Annotated in this window: 13 protein-coding genes and 1 pseudogene; 5 read left to right on the top strand and 9 right to left on the bottom strand. The window is 50.4% G+C overall.

Going from position 1 to position 23,780, the window contains the following annotated elements:
• Positions 1-26: 26 nt before the first annotated feature.
• The 5 genes from IE165_RS05895 to IE165_RS05875 are packed head-to-tail and all read right to left on the bottom strand — an operon-like array spanning position 27 to position 8,935.
• Positions 27-1,271: a hypothetical protein gene (locus IE165_RS05895; RefSeq protein ID WP_189625685.1), complete on the bottom strand. Its 1,245-nt coding sequence runs from the start codon at positions 1,269-1,271 to the stop codon at positions 27-29.
• Between the two features lie 4 nt (positions 1,272-1,275).
• The gene (locus tag IE165_RS05890; protein ID WP_189625684.1) at positions 1,276-2,514 is read right to left on the bottom strand and encodes a DUF4998 domain-containing protein; all 1,239 of its coding nucleotides are present in this window, start codon (positions 2,512-2,514) and stop codon (positions 1,276-1,278) included.
• Positions 2,515-2,548: 34 nt separating this feature from the next.
• A complete protein-coding gene (locus IE165_RS05885; protein WP_189625683.1) occupies positions 2,549-3,751 on the bottom strand; it encodes a DUF5000 domain-containing lipoprotein in 1,203 nt (400 codons plus the stop codon).
• Between the two features lie 28 nt (positions 3,752-3,779).
• The gene (locus tag IE165_RS05880) at positions 3,780-5,711 is read right to left on the bottom strand and encodes a RagB/SusD family nutrient uptake outer membrane protein (RefSeq protein ID WP_189625682.1); all 1,932 of its coding nucleotides are present in this window, start codon (positions 5,709-5,711) and stop codon (positions 3,780-3,782) included.
• Positions 5,712-5,734: 23 nt separating this feature from the next.
• On the bottom strand, positions 5,735-8,935 hold the full coding sequence (locus IE165_RS05875) for a SusC/RagA family TonB-linked outer membrane protein (protein WP_229826373.1): 3,201 nt from the start codon (positions 8,933-8,935) through the stop codon (positions 5,735-5,737).
• A 343-nt stretch (positions 8,936-9,278) separates the two neighbouring features.
• On the opposite strand from IE165_RS05875, the gene IE165_RS05870 reads away from it, so the two are divergent.
• The 3 genes from IE165_RS05870 (at position 9,279) to IE165_RS05860 (ending at position 16,693) form a co-directional block, all read left to right on the top strand.
• Positions 9,279-13,352, top strand: coding sequence for a hybrid sensor histidine kinase/response regulator transcription factor (locus IE165_RS05870; protein ID WP_189625681.1), 4,074 nt, complete (start codon positions 9,279-9,281; stop codon positions 13,350-13,352).
• A gap of 83 nt (positions 13,353-13,435) precedes the next feature.
• A complete protein-coding gene (locus tag IE165_RS05865) occupies positions 13,436-16,084 on the top strand; it encodes a DUF3857 domain-containing protein (protein WP_189625680.1) in 2,649 nt (882 codons plus the stop codon).
• Positions 16,085-16,393: 309 nt separating this feature from the next.
• The gene (locus IE165_RS05860; RefSeq protein ID WP_189625679.1) at positions 16,394-16,693 is read left to right on the top strand and encodes a hypothetical protein; all 300 of its coding nucleotides are present in this window, start codon (positions 16,394-16,396) and stop codon (positions 16,691-16,693) included.
• On the opposite strand, the gene IE165_RS05855 is transcribed toward IE165_RS05860, so the two are convergent.
• The gene (locus tag IE165_RS05855) at positions 16,642-17,688 is read right to left on the bottom strand and encodes an Rpn family recombination-promoting nuclease/putative transposase (RefSeq protein WP_189625678.1); all 1,047 of its coding nucleotides are present in this window, start codon (positions 17,686-17,688) and stop codon (positions 16,642-16,644) included. The two genes, IE165_RS05860 and IE165_RS05855, sit on opposite strands and share 52 nt — an antisense overlap.
• 77 nt (positions 17,689-17,765) lie before the next feature.
• A complete protein-coding gene (locus IE165_RS05850) occupies positions 17,766-18,176 on the bottom strand; it encodes a hypothetical protein (RefSeq protein ID WP_189625677.1) in 411 nt (136 codons plus the stop codon).
• Between the two features lie 663 nt (positions 18,177-18,839).
• Between IE165_RS05850 and IE165_RS05845 the strand changes: the two genes are divergently transcribed.
• Positions 18,840-20,351, top strand: coding sequence for a DUF4394 domain-containing protein (locus tag IE165_RS05845; RefSeq protein WP_189625676.1), 1,512 nt, complete (start codon positions 18,840-18,842; stop codon positions 20,349-20,351).
• Positions 20,352-20,643: 292 nt separating this feature from the next.
• On the opposite strand, the gene hchA is transcribed toward IE165_RS05845, so the two are convergent.
• The gene (gene hchA, locus IE165_RS05840) at positions 20,644-21,492 is read right to left on the bottom strand and encodes a glyoxalase III HchA (RefSeq protein ID WP_189625675.1); all 849 of its coding nucleotides are present in this window, start codon (positions 21,490-21,492) and stop codon (positions 20,644-20,646) included.
• A 697-nt stretch (positions 21,493-22,189) separates the two neighbouring features.
• Here hchA and IE165_RS05835 point away from each other — a divergent pair.
• A complete protein-coding gene (locus tag IE165_RS05835; RefSeq protein ID WP_189625674.1) occupies positions 22,190-22,525 on the top strand; it encodes a hypothetical protein in 336 nt (111 codons plus the stop codon).
• Positions 22,526-23,512: 987 nt separating this feature from the next.
• Here IE165_RS05835 and IE165_RS05830 read toward each other — a convergent pair.
• Positions 23,513-23,780: pseudogene (locus IE165_RS05830) on the bottom strand (hypothetical protein); the annotation flags it as partial.

Here is a 23,780-nt window from a genome sequence, read left to right as displayed (position 1 = left end):
GGGAAACCCGATGGGGGGCACAGCTTTTAAGGTTGGTAGCTACCGCTGTGGCTCGTCATACCATCTCTACGCATAGCCTCGATAATCAGGCAATTGTATACAAAATCCCAACTGGAGGTCACTTCCGAATTTTGGTTTAGACCGTATGGCCACCAATGCATGCCATCACCATTTAACACCGCATTATTGTCGGCGGTAATCCATTTCAGTACCGTGTTTACCTGGGCAAGCTGATATTTCCCCCCTGATATGGCCTGGTTAGACCACCACGAGGTAGTTCCTGTGCCAAAGGTATGGTTCATCTCATGTAGCATGGTCCTGATATTCTGGTAGGATGCGTTGGCACCAAAGCGCATCCAACCTTCGTTGTTGGCATCGGCTGTTGGCACGCCAGCATCATAGTTTAACCAAACATGCTTTGTGGCAGAGGTATAGTTGTTTGCATACCATACGGCACTGTCAATAGCAACTTGCAGACGTTCATAGGCAGCGAGCTGCTCGGCATTCGGGTTGCTCACTTTATTAAAGGTGTAGGTCACATTACCTTTACCGATCGTTCGAAACGGCACATTTGCACCATAGCTTACACCGGTTTCGTTTACGGCATAAGCGCGCAGGTGGTAATTTGTGCGTTCGGTGAGCCCCGTCAGGTTAGCGCGAAATTTACCGACGCCCGTTGAGCCATGGGCTACTTTATGATCGGCCACGGTTGGATTTTCCGCCGTGCCCCAACAAATGCCGCGCTCGGTAATGGCGCCACCACCACTGCCCACGATCTCTACATCATAGGAAGCCCTGCTGGATCCGATGATAAATAGCGGTGTCGAAGCAAAATCCACCGATTGTATATCTGCTGTGCGCAATACCACTTGATCGCCGTAGGCTACCCCGCCTTTGTTTTTCGCATAGGCACGCACATAGTACGATGTGGAGGGAACGAGACCGGTAAGCTGCAAGCCAAACTCGCCCGATCCTTTTGCGGAAGTGGCCTCGCGATGATCGCCATCCACCGTAGGCATCTCTTCTTTGCTCCAACAGACACCACGTTCCAGCACAAAACCTCCCCCGTTGTTCAAGATATGTCCAATGGCATGCGCGCCTGTTGTCGTAATCTCAGAAAACGCTAGCGTTCCTAATTGCGGAACAGCAATATTGCCGGCAGGCTCCTCCGGAGTTTCTGCGCTATTTCCGGCGTCGGCCTTGCTACAGCTATACATCATTAAACAAAAAGCTGTCAGCAACGTAATCATATTTCTTCTTAAGCTATCCATACCGTTACAACGCTTCGAAAGTCATATTACCTGTTATCTTGATATAGGATCCATCCGTCGCTGTACCAGGCATATTACCCAAGAGCCCGAGCGTTACTGCACTTGCTTCCGTCAGATCAAATTCGAGCACGGCCTGTGTGCCTGAAATCGTGAGATAGGCCAAGCTTTCCGCGGCTAGATTGGCCTGATCCGGCAATTGTGATCCCTTAGCCGCTACTAAATGTACAGTTCCGGCAGCACCCTTATCTAGCCGCGTGATCGTAAACCGATACCTACCGGGCTGCAGGTTCGTCGTCTGATACATTTTCCCATTTACAATCGGCGCTAAATTGGGCGATGGTGAAGCCCATTGCCACCATCCCGCTTCGAGCGATAGACAGGCTTGATTAGAGCGTATCTCGATTCCACCATAGAAATTATTATCGGTATGCTTAAAGTTCTTCGCGGCATCATTCAAAATCCAGTTTGCTGGCGTCCCCCATCGACTACCTGCCATAGCAGCTGTTTGAAATGGGAAATTCATATTTTTCAAATAAGCCACTTTTGGCAGCACATTCGATACGTAATTGGTGTAAAATGTATCTATACTTAACGTATCCGGCACAAATACGGTACGGTACCGCAATGGTTCGCCGGGCAGATAATTTTTCAGTACACTTTCTCCAAAACCAATGGAGTCTCTTTGCGTGACCAATTTCCCTTCGGTATTCGTGTATTCCACCTCGGTAAACGTAGCGCCACTTGTCAGATCGATGCCCCCCCAAGAGATCGTGGTATTTTCATCGCCGGCAAAGTAGTCTGCCGTATAGTACGGCCGGTTAATGAGTCCAGAAAAATAACGCGCGCCATAGGACACCCCGGTTTTATAGACGCTTAGCGACTTGTTACCCTGGTTATCGAAGGTTATGAACTCAAAATTGTGCACCCCTTCAATGACCGGTATCATCAATTTCAGCGTGTCCACACCTTGCGTCCTATTGATCGCAAACTCGGTTGAATCCTGCCTGTTGTTCCAGAACACCTTCAGCTTTGCCACCTTTGGATCTGCTATAAACAAGCCCGTTACATACACGCGCTCTTTGCCCGAGTAGACGATAACAGAATCTATCTTCCCGGGGTAGGTAATTTCTCCGCCCTCTAGGTATTTTTTATAATCGTCGCTCTTGGAACAACTACTGATGCAAAAACCAATTAAGGTGATCAGTAGTCCGTAAAGCAAGTTTTTCCTATGTTGTATTTTCATGATATTTTTTTTCAAATCGTTCATCCTCTGTTTTCTACCGTGGATCGCCATATACCTGCAGTTCTGCGATGGACATAAAAGATGTACCCTGCCAATTCTTGGTCGTTTTGATGCGGATGTATCGCACTTTTGGGGCTGCAACATCAAAGTCAAAGCTCAACCCAGAGTTCGCCAACTGGTAGTCCTCATCGGTTTGCTGTCCCATCGGCAGCCCAGAGGGCTTTTTGCTTTCGAAGGTTCCCAGTAGGGTCCAGTTATTCCAGCTGCCATCCGATGGCGGATTATCCGATCCCCATATCTCAAAAAACCGAAGGTTGCCCCCATAGTAGTACATCCGCCCGCTATTGGTATATTCTGGATAATCCCAAACCACGATACGACTCATCTTGGCCAACACGCCCGTGTCAAACGTGATCCATTGGGGCCCGTTTATCGTGACGTCGGTTAGCGAGATGTTGGGCCAGTTGATAATATCGTTATCCCACATCTTTGCCAATCCCGTAGACGAATAGGTCTGTTTGGCATCCGTCGGCAAACTGATCGCATTATACCTCGACTTGGGCAGTGCCGTTTCAAACAATGGGGTGATCTTCGTCACCAACGTATCGGTGAAGTTCATATATTGATCCCGCACGGTGATGGCAAATTGTTTCGGGATGGTGTCCAAACCGCGAATGGTACGGTTGATTTCTTTTGCCGACGTATAGATGTTATCGATCGAGGGCACCCATTCGCCAAGCGAATCGACCATCACCATGATGGTCAGTTCTTTCTCCTTGGCATTTTCCGCCGTGACGCGAATACCGCCGAAAGCGGCAATGGCTTCCAAGCTTCGATAGGTTTCCCATATCGGGTTTTCCAACGGTTCCACGGTTACGTTCACCGGTGCAGAGCTCACTTCGCTCCGGTTTACGGCAAACAGTTGGATGCTATAAGGCTTTTCATCCGCAAAGCCTTCCACCAATACGGAGTTATTGTAATAGGAAGATTTTACGACCATTTCGCGGCCAGAGGCCAGTGTATAAACGGCTTTAACATAAAGCAGGTCCTGGTCGCTGGGCAAGGCATACCTTATTCGGGCCGCACCGGGCAGGTTTTCTACTTGAATATTGCTCACCTGGCCGGGCGGGTTAGCGTTTACCACCGTCGCTTGCTTCAGTTCTTCTGCGCAACCGCTGCATAGCAACAGGATCGCCAGCAAAGCCACAATACCGGATTTTATTGAATTCGTTTTCATAATTTATTGCTTAAAAAATACACGAAGATTACCAACCTAATGTCTGCGTCAAGGACGGGTTTACCACCAATTCACCCTGGGCAATAGGCCAAAAATAATCGCGAGGTGCTACAAATGTTTGCGCAAAAAGTGTCCGCAGGCGGTAGTAGTCGCTTGTCACTTCTTGGTTGACACTCCATCCTGTTATATTCTGATTAAAATAGTTGACCGCTAATTTCCATCGGCGAAGATCCCAATAGCGCTTCCCTTCGAAAGCCAGCTCGATCATGCGCTCCCGCTGGATAATTTCCCGAAGGCCATCTTTCGTATTGGGCTTCGCAGGATTGTTAGAGAAAGCCGCCCATGTTTCGACCACACCAGCAAGGCCGGCACGTTCACGGATACGATCCAGATACATAAACACCTCTTCCGATGGTCCTGCAGATTCGTTGAGCGCTTCTGCATACATCAGATACACGTCGCTCAAACGCATATTCGGCCAAGGATATCCCTTGTAGCTCACCCCACTGGTAGCAAAAGCCTGCTCCCAGTTCACCAGCTTCTTTAAGAAATAGCCCGTTTCATTGATCCAGCCGTGGTTGTTCGCTCCGGCTGGCTGGTTGAGTTTCGCCTGCACATAGTAGCTGTCTTCATCGGATAAGCTCTGCGTATCAAACTTGAACCAAGTACCACCGTCAAATCCTAGCGAGGCGTAAAACCGGGGTTCCCTGTCAAAATTCAGGCGTGCTGTGGTGTATCCCTCTTTGATGTAGAAGCGTTCGGCAGCTGTCGCTGTCCGCAAGGTATAGCGGTTATTGAAATCCAGTGTTTTGTCTTCGTTTAGCGGAACACCGTTTTTCGTATAAAACATTTCGGCAATCTTGATCGGCGCGCTCAGGTGCTGTCTAGCCGTTCCAACAACGGCGGCACTGTTCAACAGCGGCATGGCGTCACGTTGGATATTCCATGCCTGATGATTGGGGTTGGCCCAGATATGCTCTGACGACCAGCGCTCGTTGAAACCGAGACCGATGCCCAATATTCTCGCGGTAGAGTCGCTCATTTTGAATTGTCCATACTCCGCTTTGTTGAACGGGAAAAACCGAAAACCGGCAGATTCTGCTGCGGTAATGGCATCTTTTGCTGCCGCTGCGGCGCGTGTCCACTTCTGTTCGCTATAGGTAGGGTTAAACAGGGGCTCTCCCAAGCTATTGCGCACCTGCTGATAGTCGGCATTGCCGTTGAACAACGGACTGGCGGCGGTCAACAAAACCTCCGCTTTCACTGCTTGGATAATCGGTTTGGTTATCCGTCCCAATTCGGAGGCCTGGTCAGGAATGATCAGCGGAACGGCTGTACCCGCTGCCGAGTCGAGCAGGGATACGATATAATCCACGACCTCATCGACTGGCCGTTGCACCACCCGTACCTCGTTCTGTGTCGCGTCAAGCGAAAGGTTCTCGCGCATCAAGGGGATAGGTCCGTATTGGCGCATCAATATATAGTGGTAATAGGCCTTCAAGAACATAACCTCGCCCAGCCAGCGCGATCGGTCGTTGCTGGAAAGATCGGGCACCTTCGAAGGGTTGGACACATTTTCCAAGAAAATGTTGCAGTCGCGGATGGCAGTCCACATGCCGCTTCTCCAGCGATCGACGAGCGGTGCGTTGACGTTTTGCCCGCCGCGCGCAATCCGCCAGTTATCCGCCGGAAAGATCTCGCGCTGCGCCACCGGTATCCATACCTCGTCGCCCGCCAAGAAGCCCGTATTGCTTTGGGCATCCGCATTATTTGGCAACCATGCATAGCAGGTAAACAAAAACTTCTCCGCTTCATTGCGCAAGGAAAAAGCATTGTCAATGGTCGCCACATTGTCGGGCACCACGTCGATATAATCTGCGCAGGCTGAAAAGCCCATGCTTCCTAGAAAAAGATAAGCCATATAGCGCCCTACTCCTCTTCTAACATTCAATTTTTTCATTTTTTCTAACATTTTAAGACACTTTAGAAACCTAGCTGTATTCCAATATTATAAGCTGCTTGGATAGGATACCCTATTCCGTTTCCGCCCATTTCCACATCCCACATCTTGAAGCGACTGATCGCAAACAGGTTCATACCATTGGCGTAGATGCGCAGATTTTTTGCCCGGATGCGATCCATCAGGCTTTGTTTGAAGGTATATCCCAATTCCACGGTTTTCAAGCGCAGGAAGGCGCCATCCCGCATCCACCAGGTAGACCGCTGGTTGTTGTTGGCCACCACGCCCTCACTCAACCTCGGCCAAAATGCATAGAGGTCGCGATTGTCTTCACTCCAGTAACTGTCGGCCACGGCCTGTAGCAACCCATTCTGCGAACCGCCATTTAAATAGAAGGGAGAAATATTTTCCGAATTGATAAAGAAGGAAGAGCGCGCCGAACCTTGGAAATAGAAGCTAAAATCCACGCCTTTTCCGCCCACCGTTCCGCCAAAGCCATAGATCATCTCTGGTGTTGTCGGATACCCGAGGGCTACGCGGTCCAGATCGGTGATCTGTCCATCTCCGTTTAAATCACGGTATTTAATGTCACCACCGAGATAGTCCAATCCCGGCGTACCAAATTGCACCGGCGAGTTTAGCGTTTCCTGGTCATCCACAAAGAGGCGTTCGGCGATGTAGCCAAACTCTTGCGCAGCAGAGGACCCTACGGTATAACGCCAGGGCTCCGCATAGGCCGGCTCGTCCACGATCAGTCGCTTGCTCAGGGCATAGGTCATGGTTCCCCGACCCTGCAGGTACCAGCCGCTCGCGAAATTTTTGTTGTAGTTTACCGTCAGGTCCACCCCTTTACTTTCGGCCTTGTTGGTATTGGCCACAATATTTGCGCGCAGTCCCATCGTGCTCGGAATATAAGAGCGTGCGGTCAGGATATTGCTACGAATCTGCCGGTAAACATCCACATTCACCTCCAGGGCATTGAACAAGCTGAAATCCAATCCCAAGTTGGTTTGTTTGGATCGCTCCCAGGTAATGCCATCGTTGGCATACCGAGTCACCGCAATGGTAGGGCGGCGATAACCGCTAAGCTCACCAAAGCTCAGCTCCGGAGCATTCATATTGACCTCGGAAAGATAGAAAAAACGATCCTGTGAACGACCAATTTGATCGTTCCCGGCATAGCCGTGCGTAGCCCGGATTTTTAAGTTGGTCACGACATCACGAAGAGGCTCGAAGAAGGATTCGTTAGATAGGTTGTACGACAAGCCAAAAGACGGAAAGAAGCCCATCCTGCGGTCGCGCGCAAAGCGCTCCGAACCATTGTAACCGAAATTAAACTCGGCGATATAGCGGTCGCCGAAGTTGTACGTAAATCGGCCAGACAAACCGATGTTCCGCGCAGGCAGCGATAGCTGCAAACTTCCGGCGTTACCATTCAACGAATTCTGTATCAGCCCGATCAGCGTACCGCTCACGTTATGCTTTCCAAAAGCCTGGCTGTAGTTTGCAATACCATGTGCATAGAACATGGAGTTGACTTCTTTTCCAGATTCGGCATAGTCCAGGTACTCGGTGCCCACCAAACCAATAGATCCCAATCCGCCATCGTTCATCACGCGCAGCATCAAATCGCCGTCTGGGCTAGATGATCCGGTGTAGTAAAAAGGCCTATAGGCGCGGCTTACTTCGAAATAGGCATAGCGCTTGAGGTAGGTCATCGCCGTAAAATTCAATCCGGGCAAGAGCGCATTGAGATTCTGGCGCAGCTCTATCTGCGGCATAATCGTCGAGGTATTGTACTCCTGGTAGCCACGCACCATCTCGGCATAGGGGTTTATGAACAAGCCTCCGTTGCGGTTGATGGCGTTACCAAACAAGGGATGGTTCATGTAGGGCAAGTAAGACGATGGATAGACCGCCGGAAACATCACCGGATTGGACCATATCGCCCTGCGAAATGTTACCGCACCGCCGTTTATCCGGTTTCCATTGTCATCGAAACCACCGATCGGCCCGGTATAATCGTCGAACTGTGCATACACGCGCACGATCCCCGTCGTCGATGGTGTGAAGTTGATATCCACATTGGAGCGAACCGAGTAGTTTTTCAACTTGATATTATTGTTGAAATTATTGATGCCATCCACTTTAAGGATCCCGTTGTCAATATTATAGGTTCCGGCGAGATAGTATCGTGCTTTTGCACCACCCCCAGAAATATTGAGGTTGTTCCGCTGGTTCAGGGTATAGTCCTTTATCAGCTGGTCGATCCAGTTGTTGTTGGGATACAGCAAGGGGTTATCGCCTGCTTTCGTATGGTCTATTTTACTTTGCCAATACGGCAGCCCTTGGCCACTGGCCGCATCGACGGGCCGGGTCAGGTAAGCCTCATTGGCCATCTCCATGTAGGTAATGTTATCGGCAAATCGGAAATTGCGCGTGTTTGTCGAAATATTGTTTTCCGAACGGAACTCGAATCTTGTCTGCCCCTCGGCACCTAGTTTGGTGGTCACCAAAACCACACCGTTTGCACCGCGGGCGCCATACATGGCCGCGGCATTTGCATCGCGCAACACCGAAAAGCTGGCGATGTCATCCGGCTGTAAGCGCGCCATATCGGTCGGCGTAGACTCTACGTTATCGATGAGGATCAATGGATCTTGCTTGCCCGTTCCGAAGGTACCCAAGCCACGGATAAAGAAATTGGCATTGTCAGATCCGGGTTCGCCACTGCGCTGGAAAGCGATCATCCCTGCCACACGGCCGGCCAGCATCGTCGTCAAATTGCTCGTGGGCCCCTTCAGTTCTTTTGGATTAATCGTTGTGATCGACCCTACGACCGATGCTCTTTTTTCGCGCTGCCCGAAACCGGTTACCACGACATCCTCGATCACGCTATCATCTTCCTCCAGCGCCACATGCAGCACGAGCGCACCGTTGGTGGCCTGCCTACCGGCCAACGCGATCTCCTGCCGCAAATAGCCCACACTGCTAAAGATCAAGGTGGCCGTAGGTGCGGCATTGATTTGGTATGTCCCCTGCGCATCGGTGATCGCTCTCGTTTCCGTGCCCGATACGGCCACGGTAACCCCCTGAATGGCCACACCTCCGCTCGACACCTTTCCTGTCACTGAGACAGTCTGGGCGACAGCCAAATAACAACTCATCGTCATCAGGAATAAAAATATCCCCAGACGCCGTTTAAGCATTTTACATGTTTTCATTATATTTATTTTGGTTAGTAAATCGCACGGTTATATGAACCTGCTTTGCAATTATCGCTACTAAGACCCATATTTTTTAGGGGGGATTTGGTCAAAAAGAGGGGGGTAAATCAGCATAAAGCTGCCTATGCTGGCAGACGGCTAGACTACATGCTTATATTTTAGCAAGTATTCACCGTATTTTAGCATACATCCAATTAGGCCCGCCTCCTGTTTAGCCTTTCACCCACATTTAGACGACGCTACGCGAAAAATAAAACAAACGTCAAATTAACATTTGCAAAAATTTGTGCTTTTTGCTAATTTTAGCAAACACAAATAGAGAACCAAATTCAGCCTATTTATGATGAGACTAGCCCTATATATGCTGCTATGCTATCTTTCTGCGCTCAATACACTGTTTGCGCAGCAATCGATTGCCTATTTGGGTATAGATCAGGGTCTATCCAACGATTACGTAACGGATATCTACCAAGATCATAAAGGCTTCATGTGGTTTGGCACATCCAATGGATTGAATCGTTATGATGGCTACGCCTATAAGGTGTACAAAAATATCCCTTTGGATAAAACATCGCTTCCGGACAACCGGATCACCGACGTTCTAGAGGATAGCCAAGGACATCTGTTCGTTGCCACAAAAGTTGGCGCAGCGGTACTTCACGCCGATCAGGAGACATTTTCCAGATTTCTCTATCGTTCTGGCAGCGGCAAGCTAGATTCCATTGCGTTTTCCATCCACCAGTTAGAGACCGATTGCAACAAACGCCTGTTTGCCGGCAGCGGCGATGCGGGTTTGCTAGCCATCGAAAAAACGAAGGAAGGTTATATCGCAACGTCGGTACCTTTGCTACTGGCTGGGCAAGGCTCCAATAGCGCCTATAATGTAAGCGGCATGGGCAAAACACCCGATGGCACCCTTTGGCTCCTCGTCCATAACGTCGGGGTTTGCTATTACGATCCTAACCTAAATCGGGTCATCGTCCATACGGCGGGCAATTATAATGCTTCCACGGTAGCCTGTTCCCAAGATGGTGACATCTGGTTTTCGACCAACTGGGGCATTACCCGTTATCGCCCAGCAACAAAGCAGTTTACGTACTATACCGCAGCAAATGGACTGTCCAGCAAACGCATCGTGCACCTACATTACGGCAAGGATCATAAGATTTGGGCCTGTTCGGACGGCGACGGTATACAGAAGATAGACATCGCTACAGGAGCGATAGCAAACGCAAACGATTTTGATGTTGAACAGCTGACCAGCAAATCTGTTTTCACCGTTTATGAAGATGCGCAGCAGCGGCAGTGGATCGGCACCTGGCGTGGGGGGATCAACTTGATCGATCCAAACAAAGGGAAATTTGAACTAATCCGCAAGCCCGCCACAGGCCAACAGATCCGCGCAGAAAATTTTGTGCTCGCACTGGAGGAAAGCTCTGATAGCAACCTTTGGATAGGCACCGACGGTGCTGGCCTGCTCAAATGGGATAAACGGCAAAAACAGTATATGGATTACGCCATCGGCGATAAAACGGCCCTTCAGCAGGCATTCGTCACCGACTTGCAGCAGGGGCCCGGGCAGCAGCTGTGGATTGCCACCTACGATCGGGGTATCTTCAGGCTGGACGAAAAAACGGGAACGCTCCGCTCCTACGACTGCATTTACCCGCACACCACCTATTTCAACAAGGCTATATGGCGTATTTTCGAGGACAGCAGCAAACGCCTGTGGGTCGCTACGCTAAACGGCGGACAGGTGTATGTGCTGGATAGGCAGCACGATAAGTTTCAGCCACTGGAGCTGCCTATTTACGATGTGCTCAGCTTTTTCGAAGATGACACCGACCGGCTGTGGATGGGTTCTTGGTCTGATCTGACGCGACTGGATGTGCGCACGCGTCAGTACACCAAATTCCCGATCGGTACGCCGGTGCGGTTTATGCTGCAGGCCGATAAGCATCACCTGTGGCTGGGCACCGAAGGTGGTGGGCTGCTACATTTCAACATACAGTCCGGTCAATTCAAGCGGTATACCGAAAAAGACGGTTTGCCCAGCAACAGCCTGCTCAATGCCTTGAAAGATCAACAGGGCAACCTTTGGATTTCCACCTACAATGGCCTGTGCAAATTTGATCCGCAGCGTCTGCACTTCCAAAATTTCTACAAGTCAGATGGCCTGCAGAGCAACCAGTTCAACTACAATGCCGCCCTGTTGCTAAAAAGCGGGGAGATGGCCTTCGGCGGTATCCGCGGCCTCAATATATTCCAGCCCAAATCCACCCAGATTCCGGTCAAATTTCCGCCTTTGATGCTGACGCAGTTTCAGATCGACAACACGCCATACAGCGCATACGATGCCTATGCCGATTCTTCGCTCGCCAGCCTGTCATCCATGGTCATACCGTATGACAAAGCGGTGCTGTCCTTCTCGTTTGCAGCCTTAGAATACTCCTTTCCCGAAAAGATAAAATACGCCTACTTTTTGGAGGGCTGGGATAAAGACTGGAATTACGTGGAAAAGCAACGCGCAGCCCATTATTCCCATTTGAAGGAGGGCAACTACACGTTGCGCATCAAATCGACGGATGCCAACGGCGTATGGAATAGCAAGGAGCATATCATGTCCATCCGCATCCTGCCCCCTTGGTGGCGGTCCAATGGGGCTTATGCGCTCTACGTCCTGCTGCTCGTTGGAGCCTTTTACCTGTATAGCCGGTATATCAAAAACAAACAGTCGCTGCTTTACCAACTCAGGAGCAGCGAATTCGAACGGGACAAAGAGCACGAGCTCCATGAGAAAAAAATAACTTTTTTCACACATATCGCCCACGAGTTCCGCACGCCGTTAACGCTGATCGTCAACCCGATCAAGGAGATGCTTTATCCGGAAAAGGAAGAAGCCGTCGATACATCGGCAGAATTGCAGCATGTTTATACGCATGCCAAACGCCTGCTGAGCCTGGTCGACAAGCTGCTGCTGTTTCGCAAGGCCGACAGCGACTTTGATGAGCTGCGCTTCGTGAAACTGGACATCGTTGCCTTAACACGCGAGGTGTTCTACTGCTTCCAACAGCTTGCACACGCCCGACAGATCGATTATCAATTTCAGGGCAGCGTAGCCACGCATCTGCTCTACGCAGACCGTGAAAAACTGGAGATATGCCTTTTCAATTTGCTCCAAAATGCGCTAAAATTTACCGAAAACAGTGGGAAAGTGCAGGTTTATGTGCAGGCAGACGCCCAGCAGGTCAGTATCCATGTCCGCGATTCGGGCAATGGTGTATCAGCTCCCCTATCGGATCAGATTTTTCAACCTTTTCATCGCGACTATGCCCGCAAGGGCAGATCCAAAGAAGGTTTTGGCATCGGTCTTTTTCTCGTGCGGAAGTTTGCGCTGGCACACGAAGGGCAGGTCGATTTCCAACAAAACGACATGGGGGGCCAAACGTTTACGTTAACCTTACCTTGCCAGCCGGCACAGCTCAAAGACAAGCTGATCTTTGAAGACCTGTCCGAGCAATCACTCTTTATACAGGAGCTGCTGGAAGAAGAGCCGCAACCTCCTGCCAAAACAGGCATTTACCAAGACGAAAAGTCGGCAAAGATCGTGGAGATGGCCAGCGAGCGGCCGGTCATGCTGCTCGTCGACGACAATGTCGATATCCGCCAATATATCTGCAAGATCTTCGAGCAGGAGTTTGATATCCTGCAAGCGGACAGCGGCGAAAAGGCCTTAGAAATACTGCAGAAAACGGAGCCCGACATCGTGATCAGCGATGTGGTGATGAAGGATGTGTCGGGTATCGACCTCTGCGAGAAAATCAAGACCAATATACATTTAAGCCAGGTCCCGGTTATTCTCCTGACGGCGAGCTTCTCGGCCGACGTTAAGCTGAAAGGCATTGAAGGTGGTGCAGACGATTATATCACCAAACCGTTTGACAAGGATATTCTCCAAGCGAGGGTGCACAACCTGATCCAAAACCGACAACGCCTCCACCAGTATTTCCACAGCGAAATAACCCTGCAGGCCAACGACTATAAAATACCGGCCGAATACAAGGAATTTCTGCAACAGGCCATCCAGGCGGTAGAGCTCAATCTGCTCGACAGTGATTTCACCGTCGGCAGCCTAGCCGAATCTTTAGGCATGAGCCATTCCAACCTGTACCGACGAATTAAATCGATTTCGGGAAAATCCGCCAATGAATTTATCCGCTACATTCGGCTGCGCAAGGTCGCACAGCTGCTCGTAGACACCAAGGCCAATATCAACGAAGCGGCCTTTAAGGCCGGCTTCAATGATATCAAGCACTTCAGGCAGCAATTTTCCAAACTTTTCGGTTGCACCCCTTCCGCATACCGCAAGCGCTATGCGCACTTAAAAAATAAATACCGGGTGGAGAAAGAATGATCTCAAATTATTTTCGCGAATAGAGAAAAAATATTTTCATATATTTCAAGCATTCGTTATCTTCGATCCAGATTATTAACTGCATGAAATTACGTACTTTCCTTAGCATACTGCTACTTATGCTACTCGCCCAGGTGGCGACCTTTGCGGCCGCCCCCACATTGACGACGGGCATGGTTCCCAGCTGGACACGCACATCCCAGCAGAAACCCTCGGCACCCAACCTGGCTGATATCAGCGATGGCTATTACTTCGAGCGTATCGAGTATCAAGTAGATATCGCCACGCAAACCCGTTTTTACAGAAACATCAAAGTGTTGACGGAAAACGCGGGGGCGAGCAATGCCGGGCAGATTCAGCTCTCGTTCAATCCGCAATACCAAAAACTGGTCCTGCACGAGCTGCACGTGCTGCGCGACGGCAAACGTATGGAGCGCCTAGATCTCCGCAAATTCGAACTTATACCCTTGGAGACCGAGCTATCCCGGTCGATCTACAACGGCTCTTATGCCGCCTATTTATTGTTGGAAGATCTCCGGAAGGACGATAAAATCATATGCTCCTACTCGATCAAGGGCTTCAATCCTGTGTTTGCAGGCCATTTTTTCGATACGTTTTTTTTACAGGGCTTCGAGCCCGTCGGTCAGCTCTTGGTCAACTATATCGTGCCAAAAGATCGCAACCTGCAGTTCAAAAGCTTTTTAGGGGCACCCGAGGCAAAAAAAGAAAACATCGGATCGGCCCTTGCGTATTATTGGGATATAACGGACTGCGAAAAGGTAGACTACGAGCCTGATGCCCCGCTTTGGCATGCCTCACGTCAGCGCATTGAATGCTCGGAATTTAAAAAATGGGCCGATATCGGCCAATGGGCGCACGATGTCAACCCTATACCAGCCTTACAGCCTTCTGGTAAACTGCGGTTATTTGCCGATCAAATGTGGACGAAAGCAAAGGGCGATTCCATGCGCTATGCCCAGCACATCGCGGATTTTGTACAGAACGACATCCGGTACATGGGCGTCGAGGTGGGCGAATATTCCCACCGCGCCAACAGTCCAGAGAAAGTATTTGCCCAACGGTATGGCGATTGCAAAGATAAATCGGTGCTGCTCGCAGCGCTTCTTAAACACAAAGGTATTTTCAGCAAGCTGATCCTCGTCAACTCGATGGAGGAATATAGCTTGGAAGATTACCTTCCCGCGCCTACGGCCTTCAACCATATGGTTCTTTATTTTAGTATCGATGGCCGCGGTCAATATATTGATCCCACCATCACCGATCAGGGTGGTCCGTTTCGCGATCGTTATTTTCCCTTCTACGGCAAGGTGCTCGCTGCAGAACCAAACGCCAAGATTGCTGATACGTATAAAATCGTAGCTGGAAACACGCGGATCGAAGAGCGCTTTTTCCTGAGCAAGGACGGAACGGCCAAGGTGGATGTCTTGACCGTATACAAGGGTTGCAACGCGGATAACATGCGCAGCTATTTCAAGCAAAATGCGAAGAACCAAGTGGAGAAATCGTATTTGACCTACTACCAAAAATTGTACAAACATGCAAAAAAACGTGCTTCGCTGACCTACGAGGACGATATCGCGAACAACGTGCTCTCCGTGAAAGAATACTACACGGTGGATAAGCTTGCCGAACGGGACCTATCAGACCCGCGGCAGGCCGTGTCCATCTATGCGCTCAACCTCAGCGGCTCGCTGCCCCAAGTGCTGGAAACACGCGTCGCTCCTATTGCACTGCCCTATCCGCTAAGTTTGGAACATGATATCTATATCATCAACCCCGACGGCAAGGAGGTTCCCTTCACAGGTGAGAATAGCTTCGTAGATCGTGAAAGCTATTACTTCGGAAAAAGTATCAAGACGGATCGCGATACGCTGAAGGTATCTTTTCGCTTAGGCTTTCATGATACGCATGTTCCCGCAAACCAATTGGCGGATTATGTCACTGATTTTGGTCGAAAAGACCAATACTTCAGCGCTGCGATCTTCCTCGATGATGATGGATTCGTTACGGGTTCCAATACGCAAGATGTAACAAATTGGTGGTCGGTGCTGGCTTTCTTCGGCTTGCTCTCGCTCTTCACGTGGATTACCTTCCGCTACTACAACCGCACGCAGGCATCCTCGCTGATCTGGATCTATGACCATGCAAGCCATGAAAACATTGGCGGTTGGCTGATCTTCCTTGGGCTGGGTTTGTTTTTTACCCCTATACGGGTGTTCTTGATGGCCATGCTGCCCTACGGGTTTAGCGCGCAGGTATGGTCGGCTACAGAAACCTTCCAGGGTCCGCTCGCTGCGTTTTATCTGCCGTTTATAGCGTTCGAGTTTGTCACCAATACGGTTATCATATTCCTTTCCGGCTATTGCCTGTATTTGTTTCTTAAAAAACGTGATCTCTTTCCCCAAACGGTGTTTTTGATGTTTATCTTCCAACTCGTTACGGTGATCCTGGATACGGCAGTCGCGTCCTTGCTATTTAGCGGCCAGCCCGACTTTGAATCGGATCCGTCGGAGATGATTAGGTCTGTTCTGTTCGCAATCATCTGGATACTGTACGTCTTGAAATCTACCCGGGTCAAAGGCACCTTCGTGCGCAAGTATGGCGAAGATGCAATGCCCGCCGTTACGCATTGGCAGGAAAGCAACCCGGATTGGCAGGAAAGCACCTCAAAGGCGGAATCCGAGAAAAGCAAAGCCGATAGCGAAATATAGCCATTAAAGGTTAAGTGATAAAGGGACACCGTTATAAAGTGATAAGGTGATATGGTGATATGGTGATAAAGTGACACCGTGATAAAGTGACACCGTTATAAAGTGACACCGTTATAAAGTGATAAGGTCATAAAGTGACAACGTTATAAAGTGACTAATAACTGGGGTATCTTCTTGAGATCGCAATACTGTACGATAGCGAACGTATAACCTTTTAGATAAGGGATAGCGTGTGACGGAACTCTTAGGTCTCCTTGCAAGTGCTGGCTGGCAAAGAGCATGTTTGGGGGTCTCGAGGGCAGGGCAAGCATGGAATCATGTCGACATCGCATCCAAAGCGATGGCGGCGTTATTCCGGCTTCGGCCAAACAGGGTGCTTTGCGCAGGGCGACCTGTGCGACAGAGCACCTCAAGGAGACAAAGGCTTTTGATCACTTTTGGCCTTCAAAAGTGGTGCCCTGCCGCGGCGAGCGGCGAAAGGGATTGGGGAAGGAAGCCCCCGAAGGTGCGAGCCGCATCCCCGCGGAAGCGAGTAGCGCGATGCCTCGCACTACATATTACTTGCTAGTGCTCAGCGCCTCGATATCAGCAAGGGATAGACCCGTATAGATAGCAATATCTTCGGCAGAAATGCCACTTTTCTTCATGGTGGTGGCAATAGCAATCGCCTTTCTGTGTGCACCTTGCTCTAAGCCATGCTCCAATCCTTGCTCCAAACCCTGTTCTAAACCCTTTTCTAAACCCTTTTCCAATCCTTCGATCAAGCCTTTATCCATGGCTTCTTTCAGGCCTGTTACGAGGGCTTCTTCGGCAGCCTCGGCAGCTTTTAGGGCGGCTTCCGCAGCTTTCAGGGCCTCCCTGGTTTTTGCCTGCTCCTGTTCCTGGTATTTCCGCACGACTGCGGCATCCCACTTGCGTTTCAAACTTACATCATACATATGGCGTTCCTCCTTGTTCAGTTGCGTGTAGGCAGCTATCTCGAACAGCTGCTCAAAGATGGGCTGCCGCAGGTGCACCGGAAGACCGTCCAGCTTGGACATGTTCTTCAGCACGTACAGCCAACGGTCCAGATCGCTCTGCAGATCAGCCCCTTGCTTCACAAATTTAACCAATTCCACGTACAGGTACGCCATCTCCTCGTAAAAAACTTCGCCCGTGCGACGGTTGCACAGGCAGATCTCCTGCAGGTAATCCGCGCCGCTCCCTCCGCCGGGGATCGGGAAGCCGTCCAGCAGCACGACCACGTATACCGCGCTGATCGCGTAGTCCCAGCTCCGGCGCTGGCCGCGGGGTGCCGAATCGGCGATCAGCTTGCTGCCGTAGTACAGCATCCGCCGCTTCAGGTTCAGGTGCGTGCTGCGCTGCACCTCGATCAGGAAATGCTCGCCCGCCTCCGTGCTGCACAGCAGGTCGAAGATCACCGTACCCATCTCCACCGTATCGCCCACGTGCTCGTTCCTGCCGTACTGCAGGTCCGCGATCTGCAGGCGGCCCTGGAACAGCTCGTTCAAGAAGGCCTTTAAAAAAGGTTTGTTGGCCTCCGACCCGAAGATCCGCTTGAAGCCGAAATCCGTCGTCAAATCGATGTACCTGTGCGCATCCATGTATGTGTAAATTGGTTTCAGGGGCTAAGTTAAAGAGGTTGCTCGGTAATAGTCGGTTGTTAAATGTTTATATACGATTATAAATGTTTATCATCGGTAGTTATGTTGCCATGACCCATACGTTTATGTCCCTCGCCGGACTGGTTTGTCTCTAAGCCCGGGACAGGGGCGTTACTTTTGTGGGGCAAAAGTTGAGCTGCCGCCGCAAATAATCGGTAGCCATATCGCCATAACCAATATGCATGACCAACACGCTTATGTCCCTCGCCGGGACTGGGCGTCCCTAAGCCCGGGACAGGGGCGTTACTTTTGTGGGGCAAAAGTTGAGCTGCCGCCGCAAATAATCGGTAGCCATATCGCCATAACCAATATGCATGACCAACACGCTTATGTCCCTCGCCGGGACTGGGCGTCCCTAAGCCCGGGACAGGGGCGTTACTTTTGTAGGGCAAAAGTAACCAAAACCCCGTCGCTGATTTTTGTTGCATCCTTATGGGGCAGTGCATGGGCAAGTCTCTACAGACGCAACAAAAATGATGCGACATTACCGTTAATGATGGGCAGAAGCGATAGTGAGCGTGCTGCTGGTTTTCGCACTATGCTAAAGATATTGCACGTTGGGTGAAGAAGTGAAAAGGTGATAAAGTGATAAAGTGACGTGCGATAACTGGGGTATCTTCTTAAGATCGCAATACTGTACGATAGCGAACAATAGCCTTTTAATTAAGGAAAGCGTGTGACGGAACTTTTAGGTCTCCTTACAAGTGCTGGCTGGCAAAGAACATGTTTGGAGGTTTCCGAGGGCAGGGCAAGCATGGAATCATGTCGACATCGCATCCAAAGCGATGGCGGCGTTATTCCGGCTTCGGCCAAACAGGGTGCTTTGCGCAGGGCGGACTCGTGCGACAGAGCACCTCAAGGAGACAAAGGCTTTTGATCACTTTTGGCCTTCAAAAGTGATGCCCTGCCGCGGCGAGCGGCGGAAGGGATGGCACTTCCCGAAGGTGCGAGCCGCAAGCTCGCGCCAGCGAAGTGCGACACAACTAATCAAGTTACAACACCTAAATTTCATTTTCTTAAAACTAATCTGTGAGATAGACGATTAGTAATGAAAACAAAATTAATAATCATAAATTTTTCAAATTGAAACTATGAATTTAAAACAAACACTAACAAAATTTATGCTGGCATGCACGGCCGTGGCACTCATCTCCTCGTGCTCGGACGACGACAACATGGGCGGCGACATGCAGGGACCTGACCTTATGGTGTATGGGTTAACAGCCAACAACGAGCTGGTAGCCTTCAACGCCAATCGTCCAAGCAGCTTCGAAAGCACCACGGCGATCCAAGGACTCGGTTCTGGAGAGAAATTGATGAGCATCGATTTCCGTCCCGCCACCGGAGAGCTGTACGCACTATCCAATGCCAGCAAGCTATACCGCATACATACGACATCTGCCCAAGCACAGGTTGTGGGCTCGGCGAGCTTCGCTCCTGCTATCGAGGGTACATTTGCCTCCATCGATTTCAATCCTACGGTAGACCGCGTTCGCTTGGTCAGCAACACCGGGCAAAACCTACGCTTGCATCCTGAAACGGGCGCCTTGGCGGCCGAGGATATGGACATCAACCATAGCAGTGCGGTGAGCATCAGTGGCGTTGCCTACACCAATAGTGTGGCAGGCGCTTCTGCAACAACCCTTTATGACATCGATGCTACTTCGGGCAAACTTTTCAAACAGGATCCGCCGAATGACGGTAAACTTGTTGAAGTGGGCAGCCTAGGCATGTCGGTTAGCGGACAGGTCGCGTTCGACATCAGCCCAGATAACAAAGCGGCCCTTATTGCGGCGCATAGCCAAAATGAGCATGCTTTGTATATGGTTAATCTAGAAAGTGGCCATGCCGACAAGATCGGTCGGATCGCAGCACCTTTGATCGATTTGGCTATTCCGACAGACCCTGTTGCCTATGCAGTTGATGCCAGCAATAACCTGCACATCATGAATCCAATGAAAGACGGATCGGTCAGTAAGGCTATTGCAGGCATGGCCGATGGCGAGACTGTGTTGGGTATCGATTTTCGCCCGGCAACGGGACAACTATATGCACTGGGCAGCAGCAGCCGTCTGTACACCATCAATCTAAGCTCGGGCGCCGCAACGCGTATCGGCACGATTCCTATGTTTCCCGTCTTGGCGGGCACGAGCTTCGGGTTCGACTTCAATCCTGCTGTAGATCTTATCCGTGTGGTTAGCAACACGGGCCAAAACCTACGCGTGAACCCCACTACTGGTCTTGTAGTCGGTATCGATGGCATCTTGAATCCAGGTAGCCCATCCGTAAGCGCAGCGGCCTACACCAATAATGTGGCCGGCACAAGCAGCACAACATTACTTGTACTAGACCATGCTACCAGTATGCTTTACACGCAAGTACCGCCTAATGATGGTACGCTGGCTCCAGTTGGCGCGCTTGGCATCACGCTAACCGCTTCCAATGGCTTCGATATCGGTAGCAAAAGCGGCCATGCCTATTTAATCGGTACCGTGGGCTCTAGCACTAAACTTTACCAAGTGAACACCACCACCGGTGCGGCCACTGCCATGCGTGATATTGCTGTAGGCGTTACAGGATTCAGCGTGGGTTTAGGTTTTTAAAAGCTTTGTTCTTAATAAATAATCATCCCAAAAGGGGACGTCGTCAAGATGTCCCCTTTTTTATCTAGCCACCCACATAGATCCTGGATGATATTTTTGTGCTTACTATCGGACAATTATATCCATTTATTAAAATTAGGTGGGGTGCCTAAACATCGTCAACATCCAACAGCATGGGTCGAGCTGCAATGTTCCGCTTCGCCGACACGACAAAAGATTGCCAGACATCAAGATGCATAGCGATTAGTTAACGCGCGGGCGCTCATTTATCGCTATGCAACGCGGCATATTTTTAGCTGCCCAGCAAAACCTGCGCGCTCATTTTCCCAAAATTATTGGCGGCCAAAGGGCTGTCGCCGGTCACCAGCTTCCGGTCGGTGTGGCAGGCGCCGGATATATCTTCGTTTAAAATTTCGACGCCTAATTTCTGCAGCTTTTCGCCATAAAACCAAGGCATTTCTCCAGGAACATAACCGATTGCTGGCGTTTGCCTATCGAGGGCATCAGGAAACGAGGTGATCTGATATCCCGCATAGGGGAAGCTGGCAGAATCCCCCTGCGCCGCAGCCAGCAAAGCGGCAGGACCGTGGCAGATGGCCAACATGTAAATATCCTGCTCCACGCTCCAATGGATTACTTTGTTCAAATCTTCGCTTTCCGGCAGTCCCAACATGGCTCCATGGCCACCGGGCAGGAATACGGCGACATATTCTGCTGCAGACTGCAAGCCATTCGCCACAAAATGGTGCAAACTTTTGGGTTGCTCGAACTGCGAACGATACTGCTCCAATATGCTTTTCACCGCTTCGTCTTCTTCGGGCATCGCCCACATTTCCAGCGCTACCGCCGCGCCCGTCGGGGTGTAGATGTCAAAATCAAATCCCGCCGCCTGCAGGTGCAGCATAGGAACCAACGTTTCCACTGGATGGTTGCCCGTCGAGAATTTCTTCCCATTCTGCATGGTCATGTAGCGTTGCTCGGTACATACAACCAATATCTTTTTGTTCTTATCGGTGTTCGCCCCTTCATAGACGGTGTGGTCATAATCGGTTTTCGCCGTAACGAATTCCGACCTCGAAAATGGAGAAGGCTCGTAGCCTATTCCGTCAAAAACGGGTTCTTTGCTTAATGCTTGTGCCATAATATTTCGTTTTAATGTATGTAATTTCGCTAATTATCACGCAAAGATATGGCCAAACTTTAGCGGAAGCGGATTGTCCCTAAGCCCGGGACAGGGGCGTTACTTTTGAAAGGTTTTGCTGCCACCGCAGATAATAGGCTGCCGTATCGCAATACCACAATACTCATTAACCCTAATATCTTTTGTCCCTCGCCGGGACTGGTTTGTCCCTAAGCCCGGGACGGGGGCGTTACTTTTGAAAGGTTTTGCTGCCACCGCAGATAATAGGCTGCCGTATCGCAATACCACAATACTCATTAACCCTAATATCTTTTGTCCCTCGCCGGGACTGGTTTGTCCCTAAGCCCGGGACGGGGGCGTTACTTTTGTAGGGCAAAAGTAACCAAAACCCCGTCGCTTATTTTTGTTGCATCCTTGTGGGGTAGTGCATAGGCAAGTCTCTACAGACGCAACAAAAATGATGCGACATTGCTGTTAATAAAAGGCAGAAGCGATAGTGAGCGTGCTGCTGATTATCGCGTTATGCTAAGGCTATTGTGCCTTGAGTGAAGACGTGAAAGGGTGATATAGTGATGAAGTGACACCGTTATAAAGTGACGTGCAATAACTGGGGTATATTCTTAAGATCGCATTAGTTTAAATAGCGAACGATAACTGAAAAATAAAGAACATCGTGTAACGGAACTTTTAGGTCTCCTTGCAAGTGCTGGCTGGCAAAGAGCATGTTTGGGGTCCGCGGGCAGGGCAAGCATGGAATCATGTCGACATCGCATCCAAGGCGATGGCGGCGTTATTCCGGCTTCGGCCAAACAGGGTGCTTTGCGCAGGGCGGACCTGTGCGACGAAGCACCTCAAGGAGACAAAGGCTTTTGATCACTTTTGGCCTTCAAAAGTGATGCCCTGCCGCGGCGAGCGGCGGAAGGAATTGAGGGGGGGGGATGCTGCCGAAGGGTCGAGCAGCAACCCCGCGGAAGCGACATGCATCCTTATGGGGCAGTGCATAGGCAGGTTTATACAGACGCAACAAAAATGATGCGACATTGCTGTTAATGATGGGCAGAAGCGATAGTGAGCGTATTGCTGATTTTCGCGTTATGCTAAAGCTATTGTGCCTTGAGTGAAGAAGTGAAAAGGTGATAAAGTGAGAAAGTGAGAGGGTGAGAAAGTGACGTGCAATGACTGGGGTATCTTCTTAAGATCGCAATACTGTAAGATAGCGAACGATAGCCGTTTGATAAAAGACGCCGTGCGACGGAACTTTTAGGTCTCCTTGCCCGTGCTGGCTGGCAAAGAGCATGTTTGGGGGTTCCCGAGGGCAGGGCAAGCATGGAATCATGTCGGCATCGCATCCAAAGCGATGGCGGTGTTATTCCGGCTTCGGCCAAACAGGGTGCTTTGCGCAGGGCGGACCTGTGCGACGAAGCACCTCAAGGAGACAAAGGCTTTTGATCACTTTTGGCATTCAAAAGTGATGCCCTGCCGCGGCGAGCGGCGGAAGGGTTTGCGGGAAGGGGAATAGTTCCAATAGCACAGGCAGCAAGCGCACGTCAGCGAAAAGGCAAGTTTATACAGACGCAACAAAAATGATGCGACATTGCTGTTAATAAAAGGCAGAAGCGATAGTGAGCGTATCGCTGACTATCGCATTATTGTAAGATAGCGAACGATAACTGAAATATAAAGAATACCGTGCGACGGAACTTTTAGGTCTCCTTAACAGTGCTGGCTGGCAAAGAGCATGTTTGGGGGTTTTCGAGGGCAGGGCAAGCATGGAATCATGTCGACATCGCATACAAAGCGATGGCGGCGTTATTCCGGCTTCGGCCAAACAGGGTGCTTTGCGCAGGGCGGACCTGTGCGACAGAGCACCTCAAGGAGACAAAGGCTTTTGATCACTTTTGACCTTCAAAAGTGATGCCTTGCCGCGGCGAGCGGCGGAAGGGTTTATGGGAGGGGAAGCTACCGAAGAGTCGAGCAGCAACCCCGCGGAAGCAAATAGCGCGATGCCTCGCACTACATATTACTTACCACTGCTCAGTGCCTCGATATCAGCAAGGGAAAGACCCGTATAGATAGCAATATCTTCGGCAGAAATGCCACTTTTCTTCATGGTGGTTGCAATCGCAATCGCCTTTCTGTGTGTACCTTGCTCTAAGCCATGCTCCAATCCTTGCTCTAAGCCTTGTTCCAATCCTTTCTCCATACCCTTTTCCATACCTTGCTCTAAGCCTTGCTCCAACCCCTTCTCCAAGCCTTCGGCCCGGCCTTTATCCATGGCTTCTCTCAGG

The sequence above is a fragment of the Sphingobacterium griseoflavum genome (genome assembly GCF_014653155.1).
Classification (GTDB): Bacteria; Bacteroidota; Bacteroidia; order Sphingobacteriales; family Sphingobacteriaceae; genus Sphingobacterium; species Sphingobacterium griseoflavum.
This window is presented reverse-complemented; position numbering and strand designations above follow the sequence as displayed.

Bases quoted from the DNA above. Each gene is read 5' to 3' on its own strand.
- IE165_RS05880 (WP_189625682.1), bottom strand. From the start codon at position 5,711: ATGAAAAAATTGAATGTTAGAAGAGGAGTAGGGCGCTATATGGCTTAT.
- IE165_RS05875 (WP_229826373.1), bottom strand. From the start codon at position 8,935: ATGAAAACATGTAAAATGCTTAAACGGCGTCTGGGGATATTTTTATTC.
- IE165_RS05870 (WP_189625681.1), top strand. From the start codon at position 9,279: ATGATGAGACTAGCCCTATATATGCTGCTATGCTATCTTTCTGCGCTC.
- IE165_RS05850 (WP_189625677.1), bottom strand. From the start codon at position 18,176: ATGCAACAAAAATCAGCGACGGGGTTTTGGTTACTTTTGCCCTACAAA.
- IE165_RS05855 (WP_189625678.1), bottom strand. From the start codon at position 17,688: ATGGATGCGCACAGGTACATCGATTTGACGACGGATTTCGGCTTCAAG.
- IE165_RS05845 (WP_189625676.1), top strand. From the start codon at position 18,840: ATGAATTTAAAACAAACACTAACAAAATTTATGCTGGCATGCACGGCC.
- IE165_RS05895 (WP_189625685.1), bottom strand. From the start codon at position 1,271: ATGGATAGCTTAAGAAGAAATATGATTACGTTGCTGACAGCTTTTTGT.
- IE165_RS05865 (WP_189625680.1), top strand. From the start codon at position 13,436: ATGAAATTACGTACTTTCCTTAGCATACTGCTACTTATGCTACTCGCC.
- IE165_RS05860 (WP_189625679.1), top strand. From the start codon at position 16,394: ATGGAATCATGTCGACATCGCATCCAAAGCGATGGCGGCGTTATTCCG.
- IE165_RS05890 (WP_189625684.1), bottom strand. From the start codon at position 2,514: ATGAAAATACAACATAGGAAAAACTTGCTTTACGGACTACTGATCACC.
- hchA (WP_189625675.1), bottom strand. From the start codon at position 21,492: ATGGCACAAGCATTAAGCAAAGAACCCGTTTTTGACGGAATAGGCTAC.
- IE165_RS05885 (WP_189625683.1), bottom strand. From the start codon at position 3,751: ATGAAAACGAATTCAATAAAATCCGGTATTGTGGCTTTGCTGGCGATC.